The sequence below is a fragment of the Betaproteobacteria bacterium genome, assembly GCA_016791345.1.
Classification (GTDB): domain Bacteria; phylum Pseudomonadota; class Gammaproteobacteria; order Burkholderiales; family JAEUMW01; genus JAEUMW01.
In genome coordinates this window covers 1-3,831 of the sequence record JAEUMW010000047.1, presented here as the reverse complement: position 1 = coordinate 3,831, position 3,831 = coordinate 1, and the positions used below count along the sequence as shown (strand labels likewise).

At 67.6% G+C, this 3,831-nt stretch carries 5 protein-coding genes; all 5 read left to right on the top strand.

Annotation, left to right across the window (positions count from 1 at the left end; translation table 11 throughout):
* On the top strand, positions 1-285 hold a 285-nt coding region (locus JNK68_01670; GenBank protein MBL8539056.1), incomplete at its 5' end, for a TRAM domain-containing protein.
* Between the two features lie 74 nt (positions 286-359).
* Positions 360-1,325, top strand: coding sequence for a PhoH family protein (locus JNK68_01665; protein ID MBL8539055.1), 966 nt, complete (start codon positions 360-362; stop codon positions 1,323-1,325).
* Entirely contained in the window at positions 1,285-1,761 is a 477-nt protein-coding gene (gene ybeY / locus JNK68_01660) for an rRNA maturation RNase YbeY (protein ID MBL8539054.1), read from the top strand. The genes JNK68_01665 and ybeY overlap by 41 nt, the downstream gene beginning before the upstream one ends.
* A complete protein-coding gene (locus JNK68_01655) occupies positions 1,761-2,591 on the top strand; it encodes a CBS domain-containing protein (GenBank protein MBL8539053.1) in 831 nt (276 codons plus the stop codon). Before ybeY ends, JNK68_01655 begins: the two co-directional genes overlap by 1 nt.
* Before the next feature lie 116 nt (positions 2,592-2,707).
* The coding region (gene lnt, locus JNK68_01650) for an apolipoprotein N-acyltransferase (protein ID MBL8539052.1) at positions 2,708-3,831 on the top strand (1,124 nt) is incomplete at its 3' end.

Here is a 3,831-nt window from a genome sequence, read left to right as displayed (position 1 = left end):
CAGGTCGATCGCGAAGTGAGTCTCGCGCGTCTGGCGCGTCTGCAGGCGAAAATCGACGAGCAGGCGCAGGCCGTGAGCCGCGCGATGGTCGGCACGGTGCAGCGCGTGCTGGTCGAGGGTCCGTCGCGCAAGCGGGCAGCCGAACTTGCCGCACGCACCGACAACAATCGCGTCGTGAACTTCATCGGGCCAGCGCGACTGGTGGATGCTTTCGTCGAGGTGACGATCACCGAAGCGCTGCCGCACTCGCTGCGTGGCGCACTGCTTTCCCCCGCGGCCCCCTGAACACGGCCGCCCTTTCGCCTCGCGCCCGCCAATCGCGTAGAATCGGGCCATTGCGCCGACCCCAGTGCCGCGGAGTGGATTCCACGCCCCTCGACATCGACTTCAAGCCCCTCGACAACCGTCGCCTCGCCAATCTGTGCGGGGCGCTCGACGAGAACATCCGCCAGATCGAGACTGCATTCGACGTTGCCATCACGCGGCGCGGCGAGCGCTTCGTGGTGGCGGGCGATGCCGCGCAGAGCAAGCTTGCCGTGAACGCGCTCGAGCACTTCTATCGGCGCTCCGGTGAGCCGCTGTCGGTGGAGGACGTGCAACTCGGCCTGGTGGAAGTCGCGCGACGCAGCGGCAGCCGCCTCCCCGGGCAGCAGGGACCGGGACTCCTCACGCGTCGCCCCGACCTGCACGGCCGCACCGCCGGGCAGATCGAATATCTCGAAAAGATCCAGGAACACGACATCACCTTCGGCATCGGTCCGGCCGGCACCGGCAAGACCTATCTCGCGGTGGCGAGTGCGGTCGACGCGCTCGAGCGCGAGCAGGTGAAGCGCATCGTTCTCACGCGCCCCGCCGTCGAAGCCGGCGAGCGCCTGGGCTTTTTGCCGGGCGATCTCGCGCAGAAGGTCGACCCCTACCTGCGCCCGCTGTACGACGCGCTCTACGACCTGATGGGCTACGACAAGGCAGGCAAGCAGTACGAGCGGGGGACGATCGAGATCGCCCCGCTCGCCTACATGCGCGGGCGCACGCTCAACCACTCCTTCGTCATTCTCGACGAGGCGCAGAACACGACGCCGGAACAGATGAAGATGTTCCTCACGCGCATCGGCTTCGGCACCAAGGCGGTGGTGACCGGCGACGTGACCCAGATCGACCTCGCGCGCGGCCAGAAGAGCGGGCTCATCGCGGCGCACGACATCCTGGCGAGCGTTCGCGGCATCGCGTTCACCCATTTCACCGCCGATGACGTGGTGCGCAACCCCATCGTGCAGAGAATCGTCAATGCCTACGAGCGATACGAGCGCGACCAGGAAGCGGAATGAGTCCTTGGTGACCATCCAGTACGGCGTGCCGCGCAAGGGCGTGCCATCGGCGATGCGCTTTCGCGCCTGGGCCAAGGTTGCGCTGGTGCGCGTGGCCACCGTCACCTTGCGCATCGTCGACGAGGAAGAGGGCCGCGCACTTCACCGCAACTACCGGGACCGGGACTATCCGACCAACGTTCTCACCTTCGTCTATTCGACGCGGCCGCCGCTTGCCGGCGACATCGCGCTGTGCGCGCCGGTCATCGCGCGCGAGGCGCGCGCACAGGAGATCGCGCTCGATGCGCACTATGCGCATCTGACCGTGCATGGACTGCTGCACCTGCAGGGTTACGATCACATGGACGATCGCGGGGCCGCCGACATGGAGGCGCGCGAGTCGCGCATCATGAAGGCGCTCGGATTTGCCGATCCCTACGGGGAGGCGAACACATGATGGAAGACACACCGAAACTTTCCTGGCTGGAACGGCTCGGCTCGCTGCTCATGCGCGAGCCGGAAGACCGCGAGCAGCTGATCCAGCTCCTGCACTCGGCCTACGACCGCGACCTGCTCGACGCCGACGCACTCGCCATGATCGAAGGCGTCATGCAGGTGTCGGAGATGCAGGCGCGGGACATCATGATCCCGCGCTCGCAGATGGACGTCATCGACATCCGCGATTCGCCCGACAAGTTCGTGCCGCTGGTGATCGAGACCGGCCACTCGCGCTTCCCCGTGATCGGCGAGAACAAGGACGACGTGATCGGCGTTCTGCTCGCGAAGGATCTGCTGCGCTATTACGCGGGCGAGGAGGAGTTCAACGTGCGCGAGATGCTGCGACCGGCGGTCTTCATCCCCGGGTCGAAGCGGCTCAACGTGCTGCTCAAGGACTTCCGCTCCAACCGCAACCACATGGCGATCGTTGTCGACGAATACGGCGGGGTCGCCGGGCTGGTGACGATCGAGGACGTGCTCGAGCAGATCGTCGGCGAGATCGAGGACGAATACGACTACGACGAGCCGGGCGACAACATCGTCCCGGAGAAGGGCGGCGGCTTCCGCGTGAAGGCGATCACCGAGATCTCCGACTTCAACGACGCCTTCGGCACGGAGTACAGCGACGAGGACTTCGACACGGTCGGCGGGCTCGTCATCAGCCGCTTCGGCCACGTGCCCAAGCGCGGCGAGCAGATCGTGATCGACGACCTGCGCTTCCGCGTGCTGCGCTCCGACAGCCGCCGCTTGCACGTGCTGCGGGTCGAGCGCGTCCGCGAACCGGCTTAGGCAACCTGAGCCAAACCCGCGATGGCCGCGAGGGATCGACCCGCCGCGACCGCTGCATGACGCAGCGGTGACGTCTCTTGTCCTCGCGCAGCGCACCGCTCGCTCGGGATGCTCGCGTGCCCGCGGCACCCGCTAGCTCGCGCGCGGCTTTCATCCGCATGCTCGTCGCCGCGTGCGGCGCCGGTGCCCTCACCGCCGCCGGCTTCGCGCCGCTGTATCTCTTTCCTCTGCCGGTCGTGACGCTGGCACTGCTGGTCGGACTGTGCGAGCAGGCCGCGACGCATCGCCAGCGGTTCCTTCTGGGCCTCGGCTGGGGACTGGGCTGCTTTCTCGCCGGCGTGTCCTGGGTCTACGTGAGTCTGCACACGTTCGGCGCGATGCCGGCACCGCTCGCCGCACTCGCGACCGTGCTGCTGTGCCTGCTGCTCGCGCTCTGTCCCGCGTGCGCGTGCCTCGCAACGGGTATCGTCGGACGCACCACGGCGACCCGTGCGCTGCTCGTCTTCCCCGCCGCCTGGACGCTCGGCGAGTGGGTACGCGGCTGGTATTTCACCGGATTCCCGTGGATCGCGATCGGCTACTCGCAGGCGCCGGCAAGCCCGCTCGCGGGCTTCGCACCGCTTTCCGGCGTGTACGGCGTCACGCTCGCGACGGCACTGTCGGCGGGCCTGCTCTACCTCGCCTGGCGACTGCGTCGCAGCCGCCGTGCCTTCGCTGCCCTTGCCGCCCTGGCGGTGCTCTGGGGTGGCGGCGCGGCTCTCAGGCTGCACGAATGGACTCGGCCCGTGGGCGAACCCGTCGCCGTCAGCCTGATCCAGGGCAACATCCCACAGGAGATGAAATGGCGCGAGGATCAGGTGCGCGCGACGCTCGACACGTATCTGCGCCTGATCGCGTCGGCCAAGGGGCGCCTCATCGTGCTGCCGGAGACAGCGCTCCCGCTCTATCTGCAGGACATTCCGCCCGAATACCTCGCGCGCGTGCAGGCGCACGTTGCCGCCGCCGGCGCCGACGTGCTGATCGGACTGCCGGAGCATGGAACGGGGCGCGACGAATACTTCAACAGCGTCGTCTCCTTCGGCGTCTCGCCGCGGCAGACGTATCGCAAGCATCACCTCGTGCCGTTCGGTGAATTCGTGCCGTTCAAGGCGCTGTTCGGATGGTTCATCGAGGCGGTCGCAATCCCGTTGCTCGACTTCTCGCGCGGGGCGCTCGGCCAGCCACCGCTCGCGGTCGCCGG

Coding starts and splice junctions, on each gene's coding strand:
- ybeY (MBL8539054.1), top strand. CDS start 1,285: ATGCCTACGAGCGATACGAGCGCGACCAGGAAGCGGAATGAGTCCTTG.
- JNK68_01655 (MBL8539053.1), top strand. CDS start 1,761: ATGGAAGACACACCGAAACTTTCCTGGCTGGAACGGCTCGGCTCGCTG.